The sequence below is a fragment of the Alteriqipengyuania abyssalis genome (genome assembly GCF_019857185.1).
Taxonomy (GTDB): Bacteria; Pseudomonadota; Alphaproteobacteria; order Sphingomonadales; family Sphingomonadaceae; genus Alteriqipengyuania; species Alteriqipengyuania abyssalis.
In genome coordinates this window covers 968,873-991,042 of the sequence record NZ_JAHWXP010000001.1, presented here as the reverse complement: position 1 = coordinate 991,042, position 22,170 = coordinate 968,873, and the positions used below count along the sequence as shown (strand labels likewise).

Here is a 22,170-nt window from a genome sequence, read left to right as displayed (position 1 = left end):
CCTCATGGCATCGCAAGAGATCGAGACACTGGCATCCGCGCTCGCCCGCCTGCCCGGGCTGGGGCCGCGCTCGGCGCGGCGCGCGGTGCTGCATCTGGTCAAGAAGCGCGAAACCGCGCTGCCCGCGCTGCTCGACGCGCTGCTCAGCGTTCAGGACACGCTGGAGGAATGCCGGATCTGCGGCAATGTCGACACGCAAGACCCCTGCGGCATCTGCTCCGATCCCCGGCGTGATGCCAAGTCGATTTGCGTGGTCGAGGATGTGGCGGACCTGTGGGCGCTCGACCGCGCGAAGCTGTTCTCGGGCACGTTCCACGTGCTCGGCGGGCGGCTCTCCGCGCTCGACGGCGTGCGGCCCGAAGATCTCGCGATCCCCGGCCTGCTCGCGCGGGTCGAAGCGGGGGTGGACGAGGTGGTGCTGGCGATGAACGCTACGCTCGAAGGGCAGACCACCGCCCATTACCTCGCCGAGCGGCTGGAGGATTTTCCCGTGCGCATCACGCAACTCGCGCATGGCTTGCCGGTCGGCGGCGAGCTGGACTATCTGGACGAGGGAACCTTGGCGCAGGCATTGCGGGCGCGGAGGCCGCTCGGCTAACCGCTTGATAGCTGGGCGAAGCGCGCTTATCTGAGCCCCCATGGCTATCCGCGAAATCCTTGAAGTGCCGGACCCCCGGCTGAAAACCGTCTCCCAGCCCGTCGAAGCGGGCGAGTTCGACGACGATTTGCGCACCCTCGTCGACGACATGTTCGAGACGATGTACGCCGCCAACGGCATCGGCCTCGCCGCGATCCAGGTCGGCGTGCCCAAGCGCATCCTCGTGATCGACCTGCAGCCCGAAGACCCGGATGCAGAGCCGATCGAGTGCGACCATGACGGGCACAAGCACACCCACCCGGCGACCAAGAAAGAGCCGCGGGTGTTCATCAACCCCGAAATCCTCGACCCGAACGAGGAGCTGGCCACATATCAGGAAGGCTGCCTCTCGGTCCCCGACATCTATGCCGACGTTGATCGCCCGGCGACCTGCACGGTCCGCTGGAAGGATCTCGACGGGAACGAGCATACCGAGGCGATGGAGGGCCTGCTCGCCACCTGCATTCAGCATGAGATGGACCACCTCGAAGGCATCCTGTTCATCGACCACCTCAGCCGCCTCAAGCGCCAGATGGCGCTCAAGAAGCTCAAGAAGCTGCGCGTCGCGGCTTAATACCACCTCAGGGTAAAAGTCGCCCCGGACTTGATCCGGGGCAAAGCTACCTTCTGGCGGTTTGTTTTCAAGAGCCCGTCCCCTGGATCAGGTCCGGGGCGACGGGTTCTCTTTGTTGGGCTTACGCCGCCGCAACCATGCCCTGAAGCGCCTTCACGCAGTCTTCCATGCACTCGCGGCACATCTTCTCGCAGCGCTTGCAGTGCGGATTGTCGTGCTTCGCGCATTCCTCGGCGCAGACCTTGCACGCGAGGATGCAGGCTTCGAGCAGCGACTTGATCACCGCCGTGTTGCCGTGCGTCCGCCGCGCCGCGACCGTGCTGACCGCCTGACAGATATCCGAACAGTCCGAGCATTTGCGGATGCATTCGGACATGTCGCCTTGCTCTGCATTGCACGCATCGGCGCACGAATTGCAGATCGCCGCGCAATACATCGCGTGCTTCACCGCCTCGGCCAGCTGCTCGTTGTAATCGGCCCCGACGGACGGGTGCTCGCTGATCATTTCCTTGATCGACATCGGTTTTTCTCCTTCTCATGAGAGGTAGCGGAACGGGCGGGGGATAGTTCCCGCGGCGGCTTGGCGCGCGGCGTCGTTCCAGCTATGTTCCGGTTATGGAATATGCGATTCTGGGTGTCGTGGCGCTGCTCATCGGGCTGGGCGTCGGGTGGTATCTCGGTGGCCGGCCGGCAGCTGAGCTGAAGACGCGGCTGGCCGAGAGCGAGCGGGAGGCGAAGGAGACCGACGCCAAGTACCTGCGCGCCTATGCCGAACTTGAGGCGGCGCGCGAGAAGGGCGCCCGGGTCGATGCGCTGGAGGCGGAGCTCAAGGACACCCGTGCGCGGCACGAAACCGTGCTGGAAGAGGCGCGGCGGGCCAATGGCGCGCTCTCCTCGGAACTGGCGACTCTGAAAGAGAAGACCGCCAATTTCGACGAGCAGAAGCGCCTGCTGGTCGAGGCGCGCGAGGAATTGCTCAAGGAATTCCAGAACACCGGATCCGCCGTGCTGACCAAGGCGCAGGAAGCATTTCTGGAGCGCGCGAACGAGCGGTTCGGCCATTCCGAGAAATCCTCCGAGGAGAAGATTCGTGCGCTGCTCGCGCCGGTGGGCGACCGGCTCAAGAAGTACGAGGATCAGGTCGCCGCGCTGGAGGAAAAGCGCACCAACGCCTTCTCCTCGCTCGCCGCGCAGATCGAGCAGATGCGGCTCGGGCAGGAGGAAGTCCGGCGCGAGGCGCAGCGGCTGGGCAATTCGCTCACCAACGCGCCCAAGGCGCGCGGCCGCTGGGGCGAGCGGGCGCTGCAGAACGTGCTGGAGCAGTGCGGGTTGTCAGAGCACACCGACTTCAACCTCGAACAATCACTGGAGACGGCGGAGGGCCGGCTGCGGCCCGACGCGATCGTGAACGTGCCCGGCTCGAAGAAGCTGGTCATCGACGCCAAGGTCTCATTGAATGCCTACCAAGCCGCGTTCGAGGCGGAGGATGAGGGGGAGCGCAAGCGGCATCTGGACCTGCACGCCAAGTCCATGCGCGGCCATGTGCAAACGCTGGGCTCGAAAAGCTACCAGAGCCAGTTCGACGACGCGCCCGACTATGTCGTGATGTTCGTGCCGGGCGAGCATTTCGTTGCAGCCGCGCTCGACGCCGATCCCGAACTGTGGGATTTTGCATTCCGTAACAAAGTCTTGCTGGCCACACCTACCAATCTGGTTGCGATCGCGCGGACGGTCGCGCAGGTCTGGCGGCAGGACACGATCGCCAAGGAAGCGATGGAGATCGGCAAGGCGGGCGGTGAACTCTACGACCGTCTCGCCATCGCGGCCGAACACATGAAGCGCGTCGGCGGCGGGCTCGAAAGCGCGGTCAAGAACTACAACAAGTTCGTCGGGAGTTTCGAGCGCAATGTCCTCTCCGCAGGGCGCCGCCTGTCCGAAAAGGGCATCGAGATCGGCAAGCGCGAGATCGAGGAAATCCCCCAGATCGCTGAAACACCGACCTACACTTCGGAAGATGTCGCGGCGATCGAGGACCGCACCGAGGCCGAACGCGACGCGGCGGAGTAGGGCAGAAGAAGCCTGATCCCGGGTCAGGCCCGGGATGACGATTTGGGGTAGAAATCGGCGAGGGGCGCAAGGCCGTAGCTCAAGCGACCCATCTCTCATTCACGTCACCCCGGACTTGATCCGGGGTAGTGCTGCTTTTAGCGCGGTACCTGAAGAAGCCCGATCCCGGGCAGGCGCGGGACGACTTGGGGATGTGGCTGCGGAGGTTCTATGCGGGCGTTGGCGATGAATATCTTGACCGGACTGCTTGCCGTGGGCCTCGCCGCAGCGCCTGCCATCGCGCAGACTGCGGGCTCGGAGGAGGGCCCCGGCCCGCTCGCGCCGCGTGACGAATGCACCGGGCTGCCCGGCTATGCCGAGTTTCTCCAGCGGCTGGAGCGCGCGATTACCTTGCGCGATGCCGATGCGCTGATCGCTCTGACCGACCCGGACGTGACGCTCGATTTCGGTGGTGGCTCGGGGGTGGAGGAGCTGCGCAAGCGGCTCGATGCCGGGGCCTATAACAGCTGGCGCGACCTTGCCGGCGCGGTGCAGCTGGGCTGCGGTATCGGCGAGGATGGCGCGCAGGACACGGATTACATTGCCTTCCCGTGGTATTTCACCAAGACCTTCGGCGGAGAGGTGTTCGAAACCGTGATCGTCACCGGGGTCGACGTGCCGCTGCGCTTCGCCCCTGCCGAGGACGCGCGCGTGATCGAGCGGATCAGCTGGGACTGGGCGCTGGTCCGGTACGACGACCAGTATGTCGACGGGCCCGAGGAGACAGACCAGCAGACCGGCTATCAGGCCGTGATCACGCAGGATGGTGCCGCGGGCTATATTGCCGACCATGCGCTGCGCAGCATCGTCGACTACCGGATCGCGGTGAACCGGATCGACGGGAAGTGGACGATCACCGCCTTCGTCGCGGGCGACTGACCGGGCTCGGGGATCAACCTCCAGTGTCACCCTGAACCCCGATCCGGGGTGGTGCTGCTTCAAGCGCTGCCGGGGGTCGAAGCGGGATCCCGGGGCGAGCCCGGGATGACGAGGGTGGCAGGGGGCTGCGCGGATTTCCTACATCTCACGCATCGGCTACACCGCAATCGTTCTTTGCAATCGTTGGCTTCCCCGCCGCGCCTAAAACGCGCATCTGTCACCCCGACGCAATTCGCGCGCCGCAGGGCATTGTTTCTCTTGGAGAACGTCGCCGCCCCTGCCGGGTGACACCCGGGTGACACGTGTCACCCTGTCATCCTTCGAGGCTGGCGAGTACCTCGTAGGCCAGCACCGCTGCTGCCACCGCCGCATTCAGGCTGTCCGCCCGCCCGCGCATCGGCATGGTTACGCGCAGGTCGCACGCCGTCTCGTAGGCTTCGGGCAGGCCCTGTGATTCGTTGCCGACCATCACAAAGCACGGGCCCGCATAAGGCGCGCCGCGATAGGGCACCGCCTCGCGCAAGCTGGCCGCGACCAGCTGGCCCGATCCTTGACGCAGCCACGGCAGGAATTCCTCCCACCGCGCGCGCGCCAGATTTTGCGTGAAGATCGCGCCCATGCTGGCGCGCACCGCCTCCACGCCGAAGGGATCGGCGCAATCGTCGATCAGGATCAGTCCGCCTGCGCCCACCGCATCGGCGGTACGCAGCATCGTGCCGAGGTTGCCGGGATCGCGCAGCGCCTGCGCGACCAGCCAGATCGACGCGGCGTTTCGGTCGATCCGGTCGAGCGAGGTATCCCACTCGGCAAACGCGCCCGCGACCGCCTGCGGATTGTCCTTGCCGGTGATCTTGGAAAGGATGTCGGGCGTGGTCTCGATCACGTCGCCGCCCGCCGCCTCCACCGCGTGTTCGAGCGCGTCGATCAGCGGATGGGGATCACGCTTGCTGGCCATCACCAGCACTTCCGGCACACGGCCCGATTCGCGCGCATCGGTCAGCAGGCGCAGCCCTTCGGCGAGGAAGCGCCGTTCGCGCTGGCGGTGCTTCTTCTCCCGCAGCGAACGCAGCGCCTTGATCGTGGGGTTGGAATAGCTGGTGATCTCGCGACGGGGCATGACGGATGTGGGGGAAGGCAGGCGCGCGCGCCTACTCTTCGCCGAAACCGGTTTCGACCAGCTGGGCGATCTCGGCCATCGCCGCCTCGGCATCTTCGCCCGCGACGATCAGCTCGATCTCGTCGCCGCGCGCCGCGCCCAGCATCATCAGGTCGAGGATGGAGCGCCCGTCGACCGCGCGCCCGTCCTTGGCGACCTGGATCTCGGTCACCTCGGGCCAGCGGGTGGTCACCTCGACCAGCTTGGCGCTGGCCCGCGCGTGCAGGCCGCGCTGGTTGACGATGGTGATGGTCTTGCGCAGCTCGCTCATTTGCCCGCCGCCTTGATCTCGTCGCTCGGCCGGGCGAGGAATTCCGAAGCGATGGTGATGTAGTTGCGGCCCGCATCGCGTGCCGCGCGCACCGCCTCTGCCACCGGCATCGCCTCGCGCGCCCGCGCCAGCCGGATCAGCATCGGCAGGTTGATCCCCGCGATGACCTCGACGCGCCCTTCCTCGAGTAGCGAGATCGCGAGGTTGGAGGGCGTTCCGCCGAACAGGTCGGTCAGGATGATCACGCCTTCACCGCGATCGACCTCGCCGATCTGGTCGCGAATCTGGGCGCGGCATTCCTCGGCATCGTCCTGTGGACCGATGCAGACCGAGGAGATCGCGTCCTGCGGGCCGACGACATGCTCCATCGCTGCCACGAATTCGCGCGCGAGCTGTCCATGCGTCACCAGGATAAGGCCAATCATGGTGCCCGTGTCTATAAGCACACACGCCCAAGGCAAGGCCCAACGAGAACGCCGGGGTGCCTCATGCGGTCTGCATTTCCACAGTATCGGTCGCCCGGCTTGCCAGATTGCGGTGGCTGATCGTGGGCGAATAGCCCGCATCGCGCAGCGCAGCGGCCATCCGCTCCGCCGTATAGACCGACCGGTGACGTCCCCCGGTGCAGCCGAATGCGATGTGGACATAGCTTTTGCCCTGCGCGCCGTAGCGCGGCAGCAGGTCCATCAGCAGCTCGCGGATGCGGGTGAAGTTGTCCTCGAATCCGTCGGTCTGGTGGAGGAAGTTCGCGACATCCTCGTCCAGCCCGGTCTGCTCGCGCAGATCCTCGACCCAGTGCGGATTGTCGAGGAAGCGCATGTCGAACACCAGATCGGCCAGCGGCGGCATCCCCCGGGCGAAGCCGAAGCTGGACACGGTCACCGCGATTTGCGGCGCGCCGTCGGTGCCGAAGTTCTGGCGGACGAACTGTTGCAGCTCGTTGGTCGCCAGCTGGCTGGTGTCGATCAACATGTCGGCCCAGCGGCGCAGGGGTTCGAGCAGGTCGCGCTCGGCGAGAATGCCGTCGAGTGCGGTGCGGCCATTGGCCAGCGGATGGCGCCGACGCGTCTCGTTGTAGCGGCGCTCGAGCTCGGAACTGCGGCAATCGATGAACAGGGTGGAAAGGGCCAGATCCTCGCGTTCCTGCAGGCTCTTGACGATTGAGATGACGGTTTGCGGCTCGAATCCGCGGGTGCGTGTGTCGAACCCGATCGCCAGCGGCACGCGGTCTTCCCCGGCGAGCACTTCGCGCACCAGCGGGCGCAGCAGGCGGACGGGGAAGTTGTCGACCGCTTCCCAGCCGAGATCCTCCAGCACGCGCAGGGTCGTCGTCTTGCCCGCGCCGGACATTCCGGTGACCAGCATCAGTTTCTGCGGTTCGCTCATGCGCGCTACTGTGTCCGTTGCGGGGCGCCACCTGGCGCGGGCCTTCCGCCTAACGCGTATTATAGCGCGGGATAAGGCCTAATGCGCGCACCTAGCCAGTCGGCAAGTCATCCGCCGGTGCGACGGGGAGCGTCAGGACCAGGCACGCGCCCGGTTCACCATCGGGCCGGTCGGTTGCGCGCATCGTTCCCTCGTGCGCTTCGGCAATGGTCCGCGCGATCGCGAGGCCCAGGCCGCTGTGGTGGCCGAAATCTTCTTTTTCGGGCCGATCCGAATGAAATCGCTCGAAAATCTTGTCGCGCGCCTCGGGCGGGATGCCGGGGCCAGAATCCATCACCATCAGCGACAACGTGCCGTCCTGCCGCGCAATCACGATCCGGATCGTGCCGCCTGCGGGCGAGAAGGAGACCGCGTTGTCGACCAGATTGTCGACCACCCGTTCCAGCCGCTCGGGCACGCCGAGCACGCGGGCGCTGCCGCGAGGATGTTCGAACGCGATCTCGCACCCCTGGTCGAGCCCGCGATTGCGCCGCCGTTCGATGATATTGCCGACCAGCACGGTCAGATCGACTATGGAGAAGGTCGCGCGCGACATTTCGGCATCGATCCGGCTGGCGTCGGAAATCTCGGTGACCAGCCGATCGATCCGGCGCACGTCGTGGATCGCGATGTCGAGCAGCTGGGCGCGCAGGGCAGGGTCTTCCACCGTGCCGAGCGATTCGGTCGCGCTGCGCAAGCTGGCGAGCGGGTTCTTGATCTCGTGCGCGACGTCGGCGGCGAAATGCTCGACCGCGTCGATCCGGTGGCGCAGCGCGTCGGTCATATCGGCGACCGCGCGGGCGAGCATGCCGATCTCGTCGCGCCGGTCGGGCAGGCGCGGCACCTGCACCTCGCGCTCGCGCCCCAGCCGCACGCGCTGGGCCGCCTTGGAGAGGGTTTGCAGCGGCGTCACGATCGTCCGCGCGAGGAACAGGGAGAGCAAAATCGATGCCGCCAGCGTCACGAACACGCCCGTGCCCAGGGTGGAGCGTGCCCGGCGGACCGATTCGGTAATGTCGACCGCGTTGCGGGTGGTCAGCAGCGTGGTGCCCTGCAGCCCCACCGGGGCCGCTGCGGTGATCACGGGTGTACGGTCCGCCGCCTGACGCAGCTCGATCTGCGAGATGCCGAGTTCGCGGGCGCGCTGCAGCTCGGGCCAGGAATCGGCATTGTTCGATTCGGGCTCGTTATAGCGGGGCACCGGCTGCGCGCTGACCATCGTGTCCACGATCTGGTCGAGGAAGCGGGCGAAGCGCAGTTCGAACGGGTCGTCGGTGGGATCGTCGAGGGTGAAGGTCGGCTCGCCCAGTTCGAAACTGTCGGCGATCAGCTTGCCCTCGGGATCGAACAGGCGCAGCCGCATGTCCTGTTCCTTGCCGATCTGCAGCAGCAGAGCGTCCTGCCGGGCGCGGGTCGCCCCAGCCAGCGCTTCGGCGGTAATCTGCGCCTCGATCCGGGCGAGCTTGTAGCGCTCGTCGAGCAGCTGGGCGCGGTAGGAATCGAGATAGACGATCCCGCCGCCCAGCAGCAGCAGGGGGAGGATGTTGACCGCGAGGATGCGCGCGGTGAGCGACAGGCGCGAGAACACGCCGCCGCCTTCCAGCGGGCGCGGGATGCGGCGCACGCGGACCCGGTCAGCCATGGGCACCAGCGTTGGGCAAATCAGCCATCGCTGAAGCTGTAACCGGCCCCGTACAGCGTCTCGATCGCGCCGAAGCTCGAATCGACCTGGCGGAATTTCCTCCGCATCCGCTTGATATGGCTGTCCACCGTCCGGTCGTCGACGAAGACGTCGTCCGGGTATGCGGCATCCATCAGCTGGTTGCGGCTCTTGATGACGCCGGGACGGTGGGCGAGCGCTTCGAGCAGGAGGAACTCGGTCACGGTGAGCGAGACCGGCTTGCCGTCCCAGGTCACCTGATGGCGTGCGGGGTCCATCGTCAGCCGCCCGCGGGTGAAGCTGGCGCGCGCCTCGCTCAGCCGGCTGTCGGCGCTGCCTTCCGGCGCGGCGTCTTCCAGCCCGCTGCGGCGCAGGATCGCGCGGATGCGGGCAACCAGCAGGCGCAGCGAGAAGGGTTTGGAGATGTAATCATCCGCGCCCATCTGGAAACCGGCTTCCTCGTCCCGCTCGTCATCCTTGCTGGTCAGGAAAATGACGGGGAGGGCGGATCGTTCGCGCAGCTTGGCGAGCAGTTCCATCCCGTCCATGCGCGGCATCTTGATGTCGAACACGGCAAGGTCGGGGGGATTGTCGGTCAGCGCGCGCAGCGCAGTCTCGCCATCGGAATAGACGCGCGTCTCGAACCCTTCGGCCTGCAACGCGATCGAGACCGTGGTCAGGATATTGCGATCATCGTCGACCAGCGCGACGACCCGACGCCCTCCGGCCGCGGTGGCGGGGGCGGATGCGCCGCTGTGGGTTTCGCGGGGATGTGTCTGCGGGTCCATGCCGGGCACCAGTTTCCTCTTCTTGCGCCGGAAATAGCGTGTGTGCGCTCTATCCACAACGCACCGGCAGGCGATGGTGCACCGATTGATGATGCGCGGACGCCCGGTTTGACGAGTCGGGCAAGCGGGATTATGCGCATTCTCGTCCAGACCCTGCATTCGTATGCATCGACTGCAGTCGTCCGGTTTGACGGCCCGGTTTGACGGCGATCCGCCAGCCGCGCGATCATTGTATCATTCAGGAGAACGGCCGCCGTGCCCGCAGCTTTGTCCCACACCCTTGCCGACCAGGGTATCACGACCAGTGCCACCATCCACGCCAACCTCGATTCCGCGCAGCTGACCGAGCATGCGCTGACCAATGGCGAGGGACGCAAGGCCAAGCACGGGCCGCTGGTGGTCGAGACCGGCAAGCACACCGGACGCAGCGCGAAGGACAAGTTCATCGTCCGCGACGGTGAGACCGAGAGCACCGTGTGGTGGGACAACAATGCGTCGATGACGCCCGATCACTTCGCCGCGCTGAAGGAAGATTTCTTCGCCGCGCTGGGCGACAAGGACGCGCTATATGTCGCTGACCTGTTCGGCGGTTCGCAGCCCGAGTATCGGGTGAATGTGCGGGTGATCAACGAACTCGCCTGGCACAACCAGTTCATCCGCACGCTGCTGGTCCGCCCGACCGCCGAGGAACTGGCCGACTTCGTACCCGAATACACCATCATCGACCTGCCCAGCTTCAAGGCCGACCCCGCACGCCACGGCTGCCGCAGCGAAACCGTGATCGCGGTCAACCTTTCGGAAAAGCTGATCCTGATCGGCGGCACGAAATATGCGGGCGAGATGAAGAAGAGCGTGTTCGGCGTGCTCAACTACCTGCTCCCGCCCAAGGGCGTGATGCCGATGCACTGTTCGGCCAATATCGGCCCCGACGGCAAGACCGCGGTGTTCTTCGGCCTGTCCGGCACCGGCAAGACGACGCTGTCCGCCGATGCCAGCCGCACGCTGATCGGCGATGACGAGCATGGCTGGTCGGACGATGCGGTCTTCAACTTCGAAGGCGGCTGCTACGCCAAGATGATCCGCCTCAACCCTGAGGCGGAGCCCGAGATTTTCGCCACCACGCAGATGGAGGGCACCGTCCTCGAAAACGTGGTGATGGACGAGAACGGCGAGATCGACCTCGACGACAACTCGCTCGCCGAGAACACGCGCGGCGCTTATCCGCTGAGCTCGATCCCCAATACCAGCGAGAAGAACCTCGGCCCGGTGCCGAGCAACGTGATCATGCTGACCGCCGACGCGTTCGGCGTGCTGCCTCCGATCGCGCGGCTGACACCCGATCAGGCAATGTACCACTTCCTGTCGGGCTACACCGCCAAGGTCGCGGGCACCGAAATCGGCGTGACCGAGCCGGAAGCGACCTTCTCCACCTGCTTCGGCGCGCCCTTCATGCCGCGCCACCCGAGCGTGTACGGCAACCTGCTCAAGGAACGGATCGCCAAGGGCGAGGTCCAGTGCTGGCTGCTCAACACCGGCTGGACCGGCGGCAAGTACGGCGTCGGCTCGCGGATGCCGATCAAAGCGACCCGCGCGCTGCTCAATGCCGCGCTCGAGGGCAAGCTGGATGACGTCGAGTATCGCAAGGACGCCAATTTCGGCTTCGATGTTCCGGTGAGCGTGCCTGCGCTGGCCGAAAAAGGCATCGACCAGACGATCCTCGACCCGCGTTCGACCTGGGCCGACAAGGACGAATACGACGCGACCGCGGAAAAGCTGGTCCAGCTGTTCGTCAACAATTTCCAGCCCTTCGCCGCGCATGTCGACCAGGGCGTGCGCGACGCGGCGCCGCAGCCCGCCCGCCAGGTCGCCTGACCGCAGGCACACGACTTTCCCGGTTGGAGAGGAGGGGCCCCGCACGGTGAAAGCCGGAGCGGGGCCCTGATTTTTCCAACTGCATAGGCGTGAAAACCGATGAAATTACTGGAAGTTAGTTTGGGTTCTTAAGACTGCCGACCGGCGTAGTCCGTTACATCTCCCACGCAAATCGCGAGACCGACGATGTGGCGAAAGGCCTGCGCACAATGACCCGTTACCGCCTCCGCTTTGCTGCGGATGATACTCACGCGGAGGAAACCCGCGAGTACGAGAAGGGCGACGGGGCATTCGTGTTCTGGCTCGCGGAGACGATCGACGGGCGCGAGATCGACATCTCCGCCGATGCCGAGCCGCTGTGCCGGGTAAAGCGATCCCGCGCCGACAAGGGTTTCTGGATCATCAGCAGGCCATCGCACACTTCGCGGCCCTAAATTCGACATCTAGCCGCGCTAGCACACTGTTCGCATTGCTGAACGAAGGAGCCGTTGATGAGCCTGTTCGATTCCATTCTCAAAAGCACCGGCGGCGCGCCGGATGATGTGGTGAACCTGGCCGACAAGCTCGGCATCGATCCGGCGATGGCGGAAAAGGCGATCGCGGCGCTCAGTCAGGCGCACACCAAGCCCGGTGATACGGTCGATCTGGCAGCCGCCAAGACCGGGATGGATACCGGCATCCTCAGCCAGATCGTCCAGCAAATCGGCGGTGAAGGCTCGCTGGGCGAATATGCCCGCCAGTTGCAGGAGCATCCGCAAGCGGCGAGCATTCTCCAGATGCTCGACAGGGACGGCGATGGCGACGTGATCGACGATATCACCGGGATGGCAGGCAAGTTTTTCGGCAAAAGGTGACCGGCACGGCGCAAAGGCCTGCATGCTTCAGCCGCGGGTCAGGTTCACTGGCGCCATTTCCGGCGCGATGATGAAACGCATTTCCACTCTCGCGCTTCCTCTGGCCGCGGCCTTTCTCGCGCCGCTGCCCGTGCATGCACAGCAGGCAGGCGAGACCCAGGCCGAACCCGGACCCGCACCCTCGGCAACGATCTACGATGCCGAGATCGTCGCACGCTATCCGCACGATCCGGCCGCCTTTACCCAAGGCCTGCTGTGGCACGACGGGCAGCTTTACGAGAGCACCGGGCTGGAAGGCCAATCGCAGATCCGCAAGGTCGATCTGGCAACGGGCGACGTGCTCGCCGCGCAGGCGATCCCGGCGGATCAGTTCGGTGAAGGCATGGCACTGTGGGGTGACGAGCTGGTCAGCCTCACCTGGATGGACCGGGTGATCCACCGCTGGTCGCTCGACACGCTGGAGCCGGTGCGCAGCGATCCATTTCCGTTCGAAGGCTGGGGCCTGACCGCGGTGGACAGCATGCTGGTCGCATCCGACGGCAGTGCGACGCTGCGCTTTCTCGACCCCGAAACCTACGCGGTCGAGCGTGAGGTGGAGGTGACGCTGGATGGCAGACCGATCGCCCGCTTGAACGAGCTTGAGGCGGCCGACGGGCTGATCTGGGCCAACCAGTGGTACAGTCAGGTGATCGTCGGGATCGACCCGGCGGATGGCACGATCCGCCGGATCGTCGACCTGAGCCCGCTGGTGGCGGAGGTCGATGCGGCGCAGAACGGCGCGGTCCGGAACGGCGCGGTGCTCAACGGGATCGCGCATGATCCGGCGAGCGGTCGCTGGTTCGTCACCGGCAAGCTGTGGCCGACCATGTTCGAGGTGCGGCTGGTCCCGCGCGAGGCCGAGCCGGACGCCAGCGCCACCGGCGGCTAGGCCGCGGCGCCGATCGCCTCCGCGCGGCGCAGCTGGTCTACATGCGCCCAGATGCGGCTGACAACGACCGACCCTTCGCCGACCCCGCTGGCCACCCGCTTGACCGATCCTGCGCGGACATCGCCGACCGCGAAGATGCCGGGCTTGGAAGTCTCGTAGGGCGAGTCGCGGCCGACCTTTTCCCCCGTCAGCACGAAACCCCGCTCGTCCAGATCAATATGTTCGGCGAGCCAGTCGGTATTGGGGGCTGCGCCGATCATGATGAACAGCGCGCGCGATTCGATCCGCCGCTGCCCGTCGGGGGTGTCGAGCGTGATCGCGTCGAGATGATCCGCCCCGTGCAGCTGCGAAACCGTGGTCTCGTAATGCAGCTGCACCCGGGTATCGGCCTCCAGCCTGCGCGATAGGTAGTCCGACATCGACGCCGCGAGCGAGGTGCCGCGCACCACCACGTGCACGCACTTGGCCGCGCGCGAGAGGTACATCGCCGCCTGCCCGGCGGAATTGCCTCCGCCGACCACCACGACTTCGGTATTGCGGCAGAAGCGCGCCTCCATCTCTGTCGCGGCGTAGAATACGCCAGCGCCCTCCAGCTCTTCCAGCCGATTGATCGGGAGGCGGCGATATTGCACGCCGGTGGCGACCAGCACCGCGCGGGCGCACAGCCGCTCGCCATGGTCGAGCGTGGCGCAGAAGGTGCCGTCTGGCATCTCCTCCAGCGCCTCGACCCGGCGCGGCATGGCGAAGCGGGTGCCGAATTTCAGTGCCTGAATCTGCCCGCGATAGATCAGGTCCGATCCGCTGATCCCGGTGGGGAAGCCCATGTAGTTCTCGATCCGGCTGCTGGTCCCGGCCTGCCCGCCGATTGCGGTATCCTCCACCACCAGCGCGCTCATCCCTTCGGCCCCGGCATACACAGCCGCTGCGACACCCGACGGCCCCGCACCGACGATCAACAGGTCGACCGTTTCACCCTCCCCGATCGCCAGATCGAGGTTGAGCGCCTGCGCGAGGGCACGCGGGCTCGGGTCGTCGAGCGGGCGATCCTTGCCGAGGATCACAGCCGGCTCGTGATCGACCAGGCTGCACAACCGGCTGGCTTCGGTGTCACTGCTGTCGAGGTCGTAGCTCTGGAAGGGAATGCGGTTGCGGCTGAGGAAGCGCTCGCATTGCTGGATGCGCGGATCGCGGTCCGCGCCGATCAGCTTGATCCCGCTGTTGCTCTGCTCGAACTGGCGCCGCCTGCGGGCGGAGAACACGGTGATGATATGGTCGGAGAGCTCGGGCACCCGCGCCATCAGCTCCAGCATGGCATCGCGCGGAGCCTCGATCGTGCGCGTCGGCTTCGCGGCGCGCATCCCCAGCATGTTGGTGCCGCCGTTGAGGAAGGCGATTTCGCCCATGAACTGCGTCGGCCCGAGCGTGGAGGGCAGCATCCGCTCCCCGCTATACGGATCGACGACTTCGATCTCGCCCTCGATCACATAGACGAAGCGGTCCATCGGCGAGCCAAGCTCGGCGACCATTTCGCCCGCCGCATAGCTGCATTCGCGCCCGATCTCGCAGATCGCCGCGACATGCTCATCCGCCAGCGGAACCCGGCGCATGGTTTCGAGATCGTCTCCGAAAGTTTCCATCGCGCCCGGTTCCTGTCATGCGCCGCTATCCGGCGGTGGATATATAGCGTGTGACGGTCTTTTCCACGACGTCCAGCGGGGAATTGCCGCCGAGGATTACCGCCGTGTTGAAGCCCTTGAAATCATAGGCGTCACCCATTTCGCGCTTCGCGCGCTCGCGCTGGCGCACGATCTGCGAATGACCGATCTTGTAGCCGCAGGCCTGGCCCGGCCAGCTGCAATAGCGGTCGACCTCGCTCGCCACTTCCTCCGCCTTGCTTCCATTGCGCTCGACGAAGAACTGGCGGCCCTGTTCGCGGGTCCAGCGCTTGTGGTGCAGCCCGGTGTCGACCACCAGGCGGCAGGCGCGGAAGGCGAGGGATTGCAGGTAGCCGAGACGACCGACCTGGAAATCGTCGTAGGCGCCGAGCTCGTCGGCCAACTGCTCCGCATACAAAGCCCAGCCTTCGGAGAAGGCGTTGAACGCCAGGATGGAGCGGATCAGCGGCAGGCGGTTGGAGAAGGTGCCTTCCCACGCATGACCGGGAATGGACTCGTGATAGGTGAGGTCGGCGAGGTCGTATTTGCGATGGAGGTCCGTGGTGCGCAGATTGATCCACATGCGTGCGGGGATCGATCCGTCCTTGCTACCCGCGCCGCCATAGGCACCGGGTGCGCCGGGTTCTTCGGCGAGCGGCAGGCGGCGCACCTCGACATTGGGCTCGACCAGCTCGTTGAAGGCGCGCGGCATCTGCGCGGTGATCCAGTCGATCCGATCATGGATGAAGTCCATGATCTGCTTGCGGCCCGGATCGCCCTCGGCAAACTGGTAGCGCTTGTCGCTGCTGAGAGCCTGCATCCGCTCGCCCACCGTGCCGCTGTCATAGCCGATGTCGCGCAGGATCGGGTCCATCCGCGCGTGCAGCGCTTCGAGCTCCTGCAGCCCCTGTTCGTGAATTTCGTCGGGCGAGAGCGTCGTCGTGGTGCTGGCCTTGAGCGCCCAAGCGTACCAGTCCGGCCCGCCGGGCTGCGCCCACATGCCCGCGTTGGACTTGGCCCGCGCGCGCTCGGTCTTCAGTTCGGCGAGCTGGCGCTGGAGCGCGGGGACGATTCTTTGCTCGGTCACACGTCGGGCGGTCGTCATCGCGGAGGCGCGGATCGCCTCGGGCGCTTTTTCGAGCGGACCGACATAGTCCGAAGGCGCCGACTCGATGCTCGCTTCCATCGCGGCGATCGCCTTGTCGAGCAGGAAGTCGGGCGGGATCACGCCGAGGCTGCGCGCCTTTTCCAGCCGCTCCAGCTCACCGTTAAGCGCGGTATCCACGCTGGCGAGCCGGTCGAGATAATATCCGGTGTCGGCTTCGTCTGCGAGCGGCTGCGAGGAATCCATGAAGCGCGGCATGTCGAGGTATGTCCCGACATTCTGGATCACGACGTAAGGCGCGTTGCGCCAGCTGCCGACTGCGACATCGCCATAGGGCTGGTCGAACCCTTCGGCGGCGGTCGAAAAAGCGCTGCGCACGACTTCGAAACTGGTCTGCTGGTCGGGCGTAAGGCCGCTTTCGTCGAGGCCTTCCATCTGGCCGACGACCCAGCGCAGATAGGCGCCATATTCGCGCTGCCCGGCGATCGACTGATCTTCCAGCATCCCGCGCCATTCGGCGTAATCGCCGGTATCCACGCCCAGGCTGGTCGCCCGCTCCGGCTCATATTTCAGCATGCCGTAGGAAACGTCGTCGAGCCATTCGTCGGGTGCGAGGGTCATGGATCGCAGTGAAGGGCCGGTGCGGCTGGCGGCGCAGCCACCCAGCGTCAGGGCGGTGGTGGCGGTGAGCCCGGCGAGGGTCTGGCGGCGGGTGAGGGTGAAGTTTGTCATGGCGGCGGACGATGGAACCGTGCCGCTTCCCCGTCAATCGCTGTGGCGCTAGGGAAGGGGGATGCTCAACCTCGTACTCTCGCTGCTGGTCCTCGCCGCATTCGCCCTGATTGCTGGCGCGTTCATCCTGTTCCGCCGCGGCTTTCGCAAGCAGGCGGGGCTGATGGTGGTCGCCGCGCTGGTTGCGCTGCTCAACGTGGCGATCTGGACCATCCCCGATTCCCAGGGCCGGGCGCCGGTGGACACCGCGACGGCCGAGGGAATCGGAGGGTAGGCGGCGCGTCTATCAGTCGGGCAGCTGCCAGCGCACCGCGCCGTTATAGCTGCCCGCAACCGCGCGGCCCTGGCCGTTCTTGGCCGGATCGAACCGTGCCCGGCGGGTGACCAGCTGGCAGGTCGCCTCGTCCAGCGCGGCGACGCCGGAAGATTGCGTGACCGAGCAGCCTTCCACCCGGCCACTCGCGCCGACATTCAGCCTAAAGCCGACCGTGCCCGCGTAATCGCGCGAGATCCAGCTGCTGCGATAATCGCTCTGCGTTACCCAGCTGCCCGCATTGTTCGCGGGCCGCGCCGGCATCGGGTCGAAGCTGGGCGCGGGGCTGGGCGGGGGCGGCGGCGCGAGCGTGGGGGTAACGCTGGGCAGCGGCAAAGGCTGCGGCGGCGCAGGCGGCAGGATGATGCCGCTGGTGTCGACGCGCGGCGGATTGGTCGAGACATCCAAGGGCGGCTTGGGTGCGACCACATCGCGTGCCGAAGGCGGGGTTTCGACCTGCGGCTGGTCGACCGGCTCGGGCGGCGGCGGGGGTGGCGGCAGCTCGATCTGGCCGCCTTCGAGCGGCGGCTGAACGATCTTCTCGAACTCGCCCGATGCGAGGCCGTAGATCAGCAGCGCGCCGATCCCGGCGTGCACTCCGGCCACACCCAGAATGGCGGGGAGCCGGTTCTGCGTCTGGTTGGCATAGGTGTAAGCCATGGACATCTCTCCTGTTTTTTCCGGGCAGCTTCGGGCCGCCTTCAAAGAGATGATACACTATGACTATTAACGGGCGCTAGATGGTATAACGTTTCAAATCAGGATCGAATTGCGACACGACCTGCCGCCCCGCGGGGGCCGCGCGCAGGGGGAGGCGATTGGCGATTAACCGTGTCGGGCCGGCCCTCAGGCCTGCGCGATCAGCGGATCGGGCAGGAGGGATCGAGCCGGAAGTCGAGGTAGTTGTTCACCGCACCCATCATCTCGTCGTGCTCCTTCTCGAAGAAATGGTTCGCACGCGGGATTTCCTCGTGGTGGATGGTGATGTGCTTCTGCGTCCGCAGCTTCTCGACCAGCTTGGTGACCGCAGGCGGGGGCACCACCGTATCGGCCGCGCCGTGGACGAAGATGCCGCTGGCGGGGCACGGCGCGAGGAAGCTGAAGTCGTACATGCTCGCCGGCGCACCGACCGAGATAAAGCCGCGAATTTCCGGGCGGCGCATCAGCAGCTGCATGCCGATCAGCGCGCCGAAGGATACGCCAGCCACCCAAGTGACCTGCGCTTCCTCGTGGATCGACTGGATCCAGTCGAGCGCGCTGGCCGCGTCGGACAATTCGCCGATGCCGTTGTCGAAGCTGCCCTGGCTGCGGCCCACGCCGCGGAAATTGAAACGCAAAGTCGCGAAGCCGCGATCGACGAAGGTCTTGTAGAGGGCCTGCGTATTGCGCTCGTTCATCGTGCCGCCGCCCTGCGGGTGCGGGTGGAGGATCAGCGCGACCGGCGCACGCGGGCGCGGCGGGGGCGAGAAACGGCCTTCGAGGCGGCCTTCGGGGCCGGGGAAGATGACGGTGGGCATGGGTGCTGTGATCCGGAAATAGCTGGGCTGGCGCACGCGTCTGCCTATTGGGCGGTGGCGCGCGCCGGGTGCGCGGCTATATAGGCTTTATGCCGCATTTCGCAATTACTTCGCGCATCTGATGGCGCGCCCCCGCATCTATCTCGACCACGCCGCCACCTCGCCGCTCCGCCCCGAGGCAAAGGCCGCGATGGAGGAGGGGTTTGCGCTCTGGGCCAATCCTTCGTCTCCCCACGCCGAGGGGCGCCGTGCCAAGCAGGCGCTGGAGGATGCCCGCGCACGGGTGAAGGCAGCGCTGGCTTGGGAAGGCGAGGTAATCTTTACCAGCGGAGCGAGCGAGAGTGCATTGCTCGCTTTCGATCATGCCGCTGTGATCAATGAAGCCGTCAGCGCGGTCGAGCATGATGCCATTTACGGCTTTGTCGGAGGCCGTGACGTTCCCTCGATCCCCGTAAGCGATGAGGGCGAGCTCGATCTGGAGGTCCTCACCAAGCTCATTGAGCCGTCGTCCATCGTTGAAGGAAAAGAAAATCGTTCTCTCGTGGCTGTTCAGCACGTCAATTCGGAAACCGGGACGATCCAGAACATCGAGGCGATAGCCGAAGTGGTTCGCGACCACGGAGGGCTGCTGCTTGTCGATTGCGCACAGAGCGCCGGGAAAATGCCGCTGCCCGATTGCGATATGGCCATCGTCTCGGCCCACAAGTTCGGTGGACCGATCGGCGTTGGCGCGCTGCTGGTGCGCGACTTCGCGATGCTCAAGCCGAGCGGTGGTCACGAACGCGGATATCGGCGGGGGACCGAGAACCTGCCCGATATTCTCGGCATGGCAGCTGCGCTAGAGGCAGGAGATATCGAGAATTGGGCTACGACAGTCGAGCAGCAATTCGACTTCAAGAACGAGCTGTTCCGACAGGGTGAAGTTCTGCGGATGGGCATGCACTGCTCTCACATCATCGCCGTCGCCCACCCAACCATGTCCGCCCAAGCCCAGCTGATCCGCCTCGACTCGATGGGCTTTGCCGTCTCCGCAGGCAGCGCGTGTTCCTCGGGCACGCTCAAGAAAAGCCGCGTGCTCGATGCGTTCGGTGTGCCCGATGATGTCGCCGCGCGCACGATCCGGGTCAGCATGGGGTGGAGCTCGACGCCGGAGGAACTGGATGCGTTTGCGGAGGCCTGGCGCAGCCTCACCTAAAACCCCACCGTCACCCCGGACTTGATCCGGGGTCCCGCTTTCTTTTCCGTCGCAACCGAAGAAAGCCTTGCCCCGGATCAAGTCCGGGGCGACGTAGCGGGAAGGATAAGAGCAACAGCATGATCTACCTCGACTACCAGGCCACCACCCCGCTCGCGCCTGAAGCGCGCGACGCGATGCTCGCGTGGCTCGGCGGGCCCGATTCCGACACCTTCGGTAATCCGCACAGCCCGCACCGCATGGGTCGGATGGCAGCCGCAGCGGTCCAGGTGGCGCGCGAGCAGGTGGCTAAGCTCTTTCCCCCCGGTGGTCAGGTGATCTTTACCGGCAGCGCCACAGAAGCGCTCAACCTCGCGATCCGGGGCAATGCGGCGGTCCGCTCGGGCGAGCACATCGCCTTCAGCGCGATCGAGCACGCGGCGGTGATCGATACGGTCAAGGCGATTGGCAACTGGACCGAACTGCCGGTCGGCGCGGATGGCGTGATCGCACCCGACGTCGACATGCCCAGATATGTCGGCCTGCTCGCGATGATGCAGGTCAATAACGAGATCGGCACGATCCAGCCCATCGCCGAGATGGCGAAACGAGCCAAGGAAACCGGCGCGCTGCTGCTGGTCGACGGCGTGCAGGCGGCGGGAAAGATCGCGCTACCGCAACAGGCCGACATGATCGCCGTCAGCGCGCACAAGCTGCACGGGCCCAAGGGGATCGGTGCGCTGTGGGTGCGCGATGGCCTGTCGCTGATCCCGCATGTCGAGGGTGGCGGGCAGGAGCAGGGCCTGCGCTCGGGCACGCTCTCGCCTGCTTTGTGCGCGGGGTTCGGCGCGGCCGCGGCGCTCGCGGTGGAGCGGCAGCAAGAGGACGCGGCGCACATCGAAAGCCTATGGCAGATCGCCCGCGACGCCTTCTCCGGCTGGACGCTCAACGGCAGTGCGGAGCAGCGGTGGCACGGCAATCTCAACATCCGGAAGGACGGCCTCGACGTCGCCCGGCTGATGAGCGAATGCCGCGAAGTCATGTTCTCCGCCGGGTCGGCCTGCGCCAGCGGGTCGGGCCGGACGAGCCACGTGCTGCGCGCCATCGGGCTGAGCGATGCGCAGGCGAAATCCTCGATCCGGCTGGGCTGGGGACGCTATACCACGCGCGAGGATATGCAGCGCGCTTGCTCGATCATCCTCGAAGCGGCATCCTCGCAAAGATGAAAGTCACCTTCATCAAGTCGAACGGCGAACGGGTCGAGGCCGAGGCGCAGGCGGGCGACGTGCTGCTGCGCGTCGCGCAGGCGGCAGGCATGCCGCTGGAGGGCACCTGCGAGGGGCAGATGGCCTGTTCCACCTGCCACGTGCTGGTCGCGAAGGAATGGTTCGCCCAGCTGCCCGAAGCGAGCGAGGACGAGGAAGACATGCTCGACCTCGCCTATGGCGTGCGCCCGACGAGCCGCCTCTCGTGCCAGATCACGCTGACCGATGCGTTCGACGGGCTGGAAGTCACCATCCCGGCCGATGCGCACGATATGAGCGGGCGTTAGTCCTTGCTGGCGGTGCTTTCCTCGCGCCGCCGCAACCAGCGGAATAGCCGCCACAGGCCGTAACCGATCAGGCCGAGCGGCGCGAAGATCGTCAGCAGCAGGATCAGCCCCCCGATCACATTGCCCGCGACCGGCCCGATCGAGCTTACCGCCCTGCGGATCGGCTCGACGAAGCTGCCCGGGCCTGCGCCCTGGCTCTGGTAGGTCACGGTGATCCGCGAATAGGCCACCCGGCCGCGCATTTCCTGCAGCCAGCTGCGCGCCTGGTCGATCTCTTCATTGACCTGCGCGACGCCGCGTTCGGCCTCGACCAGTTCCTGCACGCTGCCTTTGCGGGTGCGCAGCACTTCCATCAGCCTGTCGCGCAGCACTTCGCGGCTGCGCAGGCGCGCTTCGGTGTCGACGATCTGTTTCGACAGATCCTCTCCCTCGATGGTGGAGGAGACCTGCTCGCCGCCTTCGGCCTCGACCGCACCGGCCAGCTTGCGCCCGAAATCGCGCGCCTTGTCCGCCGCGACGGAAAGTTCGAGCTCACCATAGCCGTAATCATCGTCGGCCCCGCTCTGGCTCATCGAGCGGACCTGACAGGTCAGCGGGCCGAGATTGGCGCACATGTCGGCATGGCGTTCCTGCAGGGGTGCGATCGCGTCGCGCTCCACCCGGAATCCGTAGGAATAGACATAGGCGATCTTGGGAGCGGCGGCGGGGATGTCCGGCGTGGAGATCGCCTCGCCCGCAGCGCTTTCCGCCAACGGTGCCTCCATCGCGTCCGCTTCGGCGACATCCATCGTGGTGACGGCTTCGGTCGTCTCTGAGGCGGAATTGTCGGAACACGCGGCCAGCGCGAGGGCGGCGGCGGACACGAGAAGCAGCGAAGAACGAAAGGCCATCAGTTCTCTCCCCATTCCAATGTGGCCATCACATTGTGGCCACAATCGTGCCTCATTCTCGCCATATTGGCAAGCGCGTAGC

General features: G+C 65.9%; 24 protein-coding genes. 12 read left to right on the top strand and 12 right to left on the bottom strand.

Going from position 1 to position 22,170, the window contains the following annotated elements; genetic code table 11:
• The first annotated feature begins 4 nt into the window (after window positions 1–4).
• On the top strand, window positions 5–598 hold the full coding sequence (gene recR, locus KYN89_RS04980; protein ID WP_010238745.1) for a recombination mediator RecR: 594 nt from the start codon (window positions 5–7) through the stop codon (window positions 596–598).
• 40 nt (window positions 599–638) lie between these two features.
• A complete protein-coding gene (gene def, locus KYN89_RS04975; RefSeq protein WP_222824054.1) occupies window positions 639–1,211 on the top strand; it encodes a peptide deformylase in 573 nt (190 codons plus the stop codon).
• Between the two features lie 121 nt (window positions 1,212–1,332).
• Here the strand turns inward: def and KYN89_RS04970 are convergent, their stop codons facing one another.
• Window positions 1,333–1,731: a four-helix bundle copper-binding protein gene (locus KYN89_RS04970; RefSeq protein ID WP_222824053.1), complete on the bottom strand. Its 399-nt coding sequence runs from the start codon at window positions 1,729–1,731 to the stop codon at window positions 1,333–1,335.
• Between the two features lie 95 nt (window positions 1,732–1,826).
• Between KYN89_RS04970 and KYN89_RS04965 the strand changes: the two genes are divergently transcribed.
• Complete coding sequence (locus KYN89_RS04965) at window positions 1,827–3,278, top strand: DNA recombination protein RmuC (RefSeq protein ID WP_222824052.1); 1,452 nt, start codon at window positions 1,827–1,829, stop codon at window positions 3,276–3,278.
• 225 nt (window positions 3,279–3,503) lie between these two features.
• Entirely contained in the window at window positions 3,504–4,196 is a 693-nt protein-coding gene (locus tag KYN89_RS04960) for a hypothetical protein (protein WP_222824051.1), read from the top strand.
• 313 nt (window positions 4,197–4,509) lie between these two features.
• On the opposite strand, the gene KYN89_RS04955 is transcribed toward KYN89_RS04960, so the two are convergent.
• The 6 genes from KYN89_RS04955 to KYN89_RS04930 form a co-directional block, all read right to left on the bottom strand.
• Entirely contained in the window at window positions 4,510–5,313 is an 804-nt protein-coding gene (locus KYN89_RS04955; RefSeq protein WP_222824050.1) for a TrmH family RNA methyltransferase, read from the bottom strand.
• A gap of 31 nt (window positions 5,314–5,344) precedes the next feature.
• Window positions 5,345–5,623, bottom strand: coding sequence for an HPr family phosphocarrier protein (locus KYN89_RS04950; protein ID WP_222824049.1), 279 nt, complete (start codon window positions 5,621–5,623; stop codon window positions 5,345–5,347).
• The gene (locus KYN89_RS04945) at window positions 5,620–6,048 is read right to left on the bottom strand and encodes a PTS sugar transporter subunit IIA (RefSeq protein ID WP_010238710.1); all 429 of its coding nucleotides are present in this window, start codon (window positions 6,046–6,048) and stop codon (window positions 5,620–5,622) included. The genes KYN89_RS04950 and KYN89_RS04945 overlap by 4 nt, the downstream gene beginning before the upstream one ends.
• Window positions 6,049–6,109: 61 nt before the next feature.
• Complete coding sequence (rapZ, locus tag KYN89_RS04940; protein ID WP_222824048.1) at window positions 6,110–7,009, bottom strand: RNase adapter RapZ; 900 nt, start codon at window positions 7,007–7,009, stop codon at window positions 6,110–6,112.
• A gap of 91 nt (window positions 7,010–7,100) precedes the next feature.
• Window positions 7,101–8,690 carry a stimulus-sensing domain-containing protein gene (locus KYN89_RS04935; RefSeq protein ID WP_222824047.1) on the bottom strand — a complete coding sequence of 530 codons (1,590 nt, stop codon included), beginning with the start codon at window positions 8,688–8,690 and terminating at the stop codon, window positions 7,101–7,103.
• Window positions 8,691–8,710: 20 nt separating this feature from the next.
• A complete protein-coding gene (locus KYN89_RS04930) occupies window positions 8,711–9,496 on the bottom strand; it encodes a response regulator transcription factor (RefSeq protein ID WP_248284972.1) in 786 nt (261 codons plus the stop codon).
• Window positions 9,497–9,751: 255 nt separating this feature from the next.
• Between KYN89_RS04930 and KYN89_RS04925 the strand changes: the two genes are divergently transcribed.
• From KYN89_RS04925 to KYN89_RS04910, 4 genes are all read left to right on the top strand, one after another.
• Entirely contained in the window at window positions 9,752–11,368 is a 1,617-nt protein-coding gene (locus KYN89_RS04925) for a phosphoenolpyruvate carboxykinase (RefSeq protein ID WP_222824046.1), read from the top strand.
• A 209-nt stretch (window positions 11,369–11,577) separates the two neighbouring features.
• A complete protein-coding gene (locus tag KYN89_RS04920) occupies window positions 11,578–11,802 on the top strand; it encodes a hypothetical protein (protein WP_054524763.1) in 225 nt (74 codons plus the stop codon).
• A 57-nt stretch (window positions 11,803–11,859) separates the two neighbouring features.
• Window positions 11,860–12,222 carry a hypothetical protein gene (locus tag KYN89_RS04915; protein WP_222824045.1) on the top strand — a complete coding sequence of 121 codons (363 nt, stop codon included), beginning with the start codon at window positions 11,860–11,862 and terminating at the stop codon, window positions 12,220–12,222.
• Window positions 12,223–12,292: 70 nt separating this feature from the next.
• Complete coding sequence (locus KYN89_RS04910) at window positions 12,293–13,150, top strand: glutaminyl-peptide cyclotransferase (protein ID WP_222824044.1); 858 nt, start codon at window positions 12,293–12,295, stop codon at window positions 13,148–13,150.
• Here the strand turns inward: KYN89_RS04910 and KYN89_RS04905 are convergent.
• Together KYN89_RS04905 and KYN89_RS04900 are read right to left on the bottom strand one after the other, a co-directional pair.
• Window positions 13,147–14,787 carry an FAD-dependent oxidoreductase gene (locus KYN89_RS04905; protein ID WP_222824043.1) on the bottom strand — a complete coding sequence of 547 codons (1,641 nt, stop codon included), beginning with the start codon at window positions 14,785–14,787 and terminating at the stop codon, window positions 13,147–13,149. The two genes, KYN89_RS04910 and KYN89_RS04905, sit on opposite strands and share 4 nt — an antisense overlap.
• Window positions 14,788–14,812: 25 nt before the next feature.
• Window positions 14,813–16,642 (bottom strand): DUF885 domain-containing protein, encoded by a 1,830-nt coding sequence (locus KYN89_RS04900; protein WP_222824042.1) that lies wholly within the window; start codon window positions 16,640–16,642, stop codon window positions 14,813–14,815.
• 61 nt (window positions 16,643–16,703) lie between these two features.
• On the opposite strand from KYN89_RS04900, the gene KYN89_RS04895 reads away from it, so the two are divergent.
• On the top strand, window positions 16,704–16,916 hold the full coding sequence (locus KYN89_RS04895) for a hypothetical protein (protein WP_222824041.1): 213 nt from the start codon (window positions 16,704–16,706) through the stop codon (window positions 16,914–16,916).
• Window positions 16,917–16,928: 12 nt separating this feature from the next.
• Here KYN89_RS04895 and KYN89_RS04890 read toward each other — a convergent pair whose 3' ends face one another.
• The gene (locus KYN89_RS04890; protein ID WP_222824040.1) at window positions 16,929–17,615 is read right to left on the bottom strand and encodes an energy transducer TonB; all 687 of its coding nucleotides are present in this window, start codon (window positions 17,613–17,615) and stop codon (window positions 16,929–16,931) included.
• 200 nt (window positions 17,616–17,815) lie between these two features.
• Window positions 17,816–18,472 carry an alpha/beta hydrolase gene (locus KYN89_RS04885; protein WP_222824039.1) on the bottom strand — a complete coding sequence of 219 codons (657 nt, stop codon included), beginning with the start codon at window positions 18,470–18,472 and terminating at the stop codon, window positions 17,816–17,818.
• A 121-nt stretch (window positions 18,473–18,593) separates the two neighbouring features.
• Between KYN89_RS04885 and KYN89_RS04880 the strand changes: the two genes are divergently transcribed.
• The 3 genes from KYN89_RS04880 (at window position 18,594) to KYN89_RS04870 (ending at window position 21,198) form a co-directional block, all read left to right on the top strand.
• The gene (locus KYN89_RS04880; protein WP_222824038.1) at window positions 18,594–19,667 is read left to right on the top strand and encodes a cysteine desulfurase family protein; all 1,074 of its coding nucleotides are present in this window, start codon (window positions 18,594–18,596) and stop codon (window positions 19,665–19,667) included.
• Between the two features lie 119 nt (window positions 19,668–19,786).
• Window positions 19,787–20,872: a cysteine desulfurase family protein gene (locus tag KYN89_RS04875; RefSeq protein ID WP_222824037.1), complete on the top strand. Its 1,086-nt coding sequence runs from the start codon at window positions 19,787–19,789 to the stop codon at window positions 20,870–20,872.
• Window positions 20,869–21,198 (top strand): 2Fe-2S iron-sulfur cluster-binding protein, encoded by a 330-nt coding sequence (locus tag KYN89_RS04870; RefSeq protein WP_222824036.1) that lies wholly within the window; start codon window positions 20,869–20,871, stop codon window positions 21,196–21,198. The genes KYN89_RS04875 and KYN89_RS04870 overlap by 4 nt, the downstream gene beginning before the upstream one ends.
• Here the strand turns inward: KYN89_RS04870 and KYN89_RS04865 are convergent.
• On the bottom strand, window positions 21,195–22,088 hold the full coding sequence (locus tag KYN89_RS04865) for a DUF4349 domain-containing protein (protein ID WP_222824035.1): 894 nt from the start codon (window positions 22,086–22,088) through the stop codon (window positions 21,195–21,197). The two genes, KYN89_RS04870 and KYN89_RS04865, sit on opposite strands and share 4 nt — an antisense overlap.
• Between the last annotated feature and the right edge of the window lie 82 nt (window positions 22,089–22,170).